We start from the raw sequence: 4,713 nt of genomic DNA, 5'->3' as shown, positions 1-4,713 counted from the left end.
ACGGGTCTGGGCAAGGAAGCCATTACTCTTGATCTGCAAACGCAAGCGAGCCAGAAGTAACGGCTGCTGAAGATCCCGGTTATGCAGCGTGATGATAAGGCGATCACGACTGCCCGAATAATAGTCCACTAAGTGCGGACTCTGCGGAGAGGGCCACTGAACAGTCGCATGAACAGGATAGTACTGACCAAACAGCTGACCACCGACACCTAAACTAAGTGTCAGTAGCAGTACGAGTAGACGAAGACTATGCCTAAGGAGATACATGAGACTATTACTATTAAGCTTTATAGCTTGCTGAGCTTATTATGATGTGAGGCGGGCGATCAATCTCACCTCGTGAACGAGCCATCGGCTCGTGAAGGATCTAAAAACGGAGCATCTTTGCTGTCAAAGTTAGCCCTTTCAGCGGGGAGTACAGCGGAGTACAGAGGCGCGGTAGCATGCCGCTTGCGGAGGAGGGGATGCAAACCACTACTCGTTCGTAGTACAAACTAATAGTGGTACGGGGTGCAAACCTATAGTGGTTCACGAGTCAACCAATAGTGGTCGGTGGTAGTAACCTATAGTGGTTCGCACCTCGACCAATACTGGTCGCCCCGCTGACCTATATAGGTCGCTACTACCTCCCCACGGTGGGGGCGGTAGCGCATACAGCGAAGACGGTGAGGAGGGGCGTAAAGCCCGAGCCTCGGAACAGCTGAGTAAGACATGTTAATTAGCCCGCTGGTAGATGCGTACCTCATCGTGGGAGTGGGCGATCATTCGGTCGCCGATGATGTGCACGGAGTCGATATCCCAACCGCCCCAGAGGTCGTGTCAAACAAACTCCTCCGTCTGCATATTAAAGGTTGCGAGGAGGAAGATTCTGGATTAAATCTTCAAACATCTTAATATATTCTTTAGACTTTCGGCCTTTGGGCAAGTCTTTCAAGAAACTAATAATCCGTCCTATAGATACAGCAAACTCTTGGGGATGAGTTATGCTCTTCGCATTTCCCCATAGCAAGTCGTAGAGTTTGGGCACACCCTCTACCAAACAATGACACTCGATTAAGTATATCATCTGATGTAAAGCATTTAAATCATTGAGGTTACACTGAAGGCGAGAGTATAGAGACTGAAATAATTCCTCTATCCAAATCACCTCGTCTTTCTCTGACACGTTGTAACTCAAATACAGTTCTATCACTCCTTCTCTCATCATTTGGTATTTACTTCCCAAAAAGGAGAAGAATAGATCTTTAGCCTCTGATTTCATATGTTTAAAATTCTACTTTCCATAAATCTTTCCCTATAGGTGTTGGATTTATACGTCCACCTAAGCCTCCTTCTTCTACTGAACGAGTCAGATATTCAATCTCTCTGGCAGTAAACCCGGTTCTTATCTTGGGGTCAAACGGGTTATGAGAGAAATAAAATTCGCAGCCTAGTTCTTTCTGCTGGTCTAGAAAGGCTTTATTGATACGCCACATTTGTTCGTCGCTTTGTACAATCTGGTAAGCTTCATTCCATCCTTTATTTCCTAAGTCAAAATAAGTGTATTCGTCCCCTGCCCTACTTATATATGACGATGTTGTTCCATTGTCATACTTCCCCAACATAACTTGTTTCTTCCCTCTAGGATTATGCTTTGTTGCTTTAATGAGGAATTCATCAATTTGCTGTTGAGTAAACACTCGTTCTGATTTACCGGCATTACTTACCAACATGCTTAATGTCAGCTCTTGCCTAACTAAGGATTCTTTCGTTACTACATCTAACTCTATATAATTCCCTAAAGACTTCTCATATGATATCCTGGCCTTAAATTCAACATAAAGTCTCCGCAATATATCTTTTAATTGACCTTGTTGTAGAATTCTCTTCGTCTCACTGGGCAGGTTCTTAACGAACTTATATCCCGCCTGCCCCGCATTCTTGATGCCTATGACCCCCATCGCTGTATTGTAGATATCTACAGCGAGCTTCAGCTCTGGGTCAGTGATCACCTGCGCATTCACTGCGATATTCCCCACAGCGCCCACAACCTCAGCCAAGGCCCAGGCACGGCGGATCCAGTGGACTTTCGTAGCTAATGCCGTACCGCCACTGAAGACGATCGTCGCGACATCAAAGGCCGTGACAACTCCCTTCGCGATATTGTCATTGCGGATCTTGTCTGCGCGATACTTCATGAAGATCGCGGGGACAACATACATCTGATCCGACAGAGCATTGCCACCCAAGGCGGTCTCGATCAGCGGGAGATTATCTGTATCGGGGACGATGATAATAGGAGTAAGAGGAGAGACAATCCCCAACTCTTCTCTATGCTCTCGTGATTGAAGTGAGTTCCTTGTAGTGGTATAGGTCTTATATACATCCAACAGCTTTACCTCCCCGGTCGAGCTGATGTACTCACCTTGGTTATACTTCTCGGTGAAGGAGGCATCACCTCCTCCCATCAATTGGACAGAGCCATACTTAACGGGAGTTAAGTTGAGAACGATTCGAGCATAATCGTCTGGAGCTTCAGGGAATCTTCCCTTGATGCTTTTGCCACCATCGGCATTGAACATCCACACCAGCGCTCCGATAAAGTTGGTGTAGTTGTCCTTGTCGGTCCAGAAGTAGAGCGAGACATCATCTATCTCGGATACAAGATGCCGAAGGAGCGCATTCTGATCAGCCTCTAAGTCGCGATAGAATCGAGAATAGTCCTTGCCATCCATCGATTGCATCAGACGCAGAAGAGCTAACTCCTCGCGCTCCTTTAGCGTTTCCTTTTGAGCGATTCGCTTAAAGGTACGGATCAGCCATTCATAACTCTGGCGCTTAAGTGAGCGGATATGGCAAGACTCAAGCGTGCGGAGCAAATCCTCATAACTCGTCTTCTCTGACAGCTGGCCGAGCTTCAGGATATCTCGTTTTATCTGCTCCTCATCATAGGATCGTCTATCTTTAGCGAGGGTGGTGCGGGCGATGAACTTAGCCTTACAAGACTCAGAAGCAGACCATAGGTAATCTGTTTTCCAGTCCCGCTCAGGGATCTTGAGGGATGAGGGATTGGCAGGGTCATACGTGACATCATGATAGTCGTAGAGGCACTTTTCCCCGGAGGCCACACGATACAGTCTGGCAGTAACCTTTTGCGATCTCGTATTATACGTTAGTTCAAGTTCTGGTGCATCTTCTATTGACTCACCGCCTGAGACATAGGTCTTCTTCTCTTCATCCCAAGAATAGCTCTTAGTGGGGGTGCCGTCTCTTGAGAATAGTGTTATTCCATGGACGTAGTAGCTCCCTGGAATTATGGTTAGAGTAGCGACATGGTCACTATTCTTAGCCTTGACAGAGAGAATAACCTTGCCAGCAGGTGTAATCCCTCCATTTTTGGCGTCTATGCGAGCCTCTTGTCTTCTTACTAAATCCCCTTGACTCTTATTATCCGCTGCAGTGAAGACGGCTGGATTCGCTAGGACATTCCACTGGAAGGCAGCAAGCTCCTTGCCCGTGGTGTAGTCCATCAGATTGCGTGTCTGATCCTGACTCTCCGTCCCCCCGTACTCGTCATCGAAGGTGTGCTGTAGCGTGAAGAGCCCGTGCCCCAGCTCGTGGGCAATGGTATGACTTAAGGCAGACACACCTCCATTCGGGCTATTCCCCGAGAAGATGTACCCGAAGCGACTACGACGGGGCATCTCACCGAGCAAGTCCTTCGGCTGAGACTCCAAGCCTCCTGCCGCATCCACAACGAAGAGGTAGACGCCATCAAGCGTACCTGCAAGCTGCGTATAAGTCTTCTTCAGGTAATCCATCTCCGCACTCTCCTTCACCTCACGCACACGGCCGAAGAAACTCTTACCGACAATGCTGAGCTTACCGTCGCCGTCACGATCCCAGCTATAGTTCCCTCGCATGCGAGCATCCACTTCGACATCGAAGTGAATACCCACCGAGTCGTAGATACTATTCAGCTCGCGCTCTATCTGCGCCTTGTCAAGCTTGGCGTCATTGACGGGTACCAGCGTCAGCTTATGGTGCTGCTTCGGATAGCTTACGACACGGAGCTTACCCAAGACCTCACCCTCATAGATCGCATAGACGTCATAGCTACTCTGGGCATCCGTCCCCGGTAGCTTGAGACTCCAGGTCTTGCTCTCTTCGTGGAGCTCTGCTGGCAGTGCAGGACTATTAGGAGACGTAGCAAAGCGAACACGCCTCAGGTCAATCGTCTTTTTCCCTTCGTAGCGTGCCGCGACGACATCCTGCTCACCCGTAGGGATGAGCTTCCAGGGAGCAATATAGCCCTTAGCGAAAGGCTTGTAGTATTCGTCCAGCTTGACGGAGCGCTGGTACCAGGACTCAGTGCCACTGTCAAAGGCATAGCGTGCCTGTGCTGATGGCTCAAAGCGAACCGGGCCTATACCATGAGCTAAGCGGCTCGCATCAAAAGAGCCGATCCGCTCTACACGCTCTACCTTAATGCCTTGCTTCGTGCCTACGCGTCCTTCCGTTGATGAGGTACTTGATGATGCACCACTGCTACTCACCTCTGACGACTCGCCTGGGCTAAGCTGATAGCTATCGCCCCTACTGTCGGTGATGATCATTGGGAAGGCCGAAGCAGACGCCCCTCCCTCGGGAAGGTCGAGCTTAATACGCTGTGGCTTGCCCTCTGCATCGGTCACCTCCAGCTCTCCGGTCTCGGGGTCGAAGCTCATCTCGGGC

Annotated in this window: 2 protein-coding genes; both read right to left on the bottom strand. The window is 49.3% G+C overall.

All coding sequences use genetic code 11. From position 1 onward, the window contains the following. Positions 1–844 precede the first annotated feature (844 nt). Positions 845–1,261, bottom strand: a complete 417-nt coding sequence (locus HMPREF1323_RS05920; protein WP_044124146.1) for a hypothetical protein — start codon at positions 1,259–1,261, stop codon at positions 845–847. Positions 1,262–1,265: 4 nt separating this feature from the next. After that, entirely contained in the window at positions 1,266–4,595 is a 3,330-nt protein-coding gene (locus HMPREF1323_RS09020) for a hypothetical protein (protein WP_198004374.1), read from the bottom strand. Between the last annotated feature and the right edge of the window lie 118 nt (positions 4,596–4,713).

The organism is Porphyromonas sp. oral taxon 279 str. F0450, from assembly GCF_000292995.1.
Classification (GTDB): Bacteria; Bacteroidota; Bacteroidia; order Bacteroidales; family Porphyromonadaceae; genus Porphyromonas; species Porphyromonas pasteri.
Note: the sequence above shows the minus strand (reverse complement) of the source record. Positions and strands in the feature narration are given on the sequence as shown.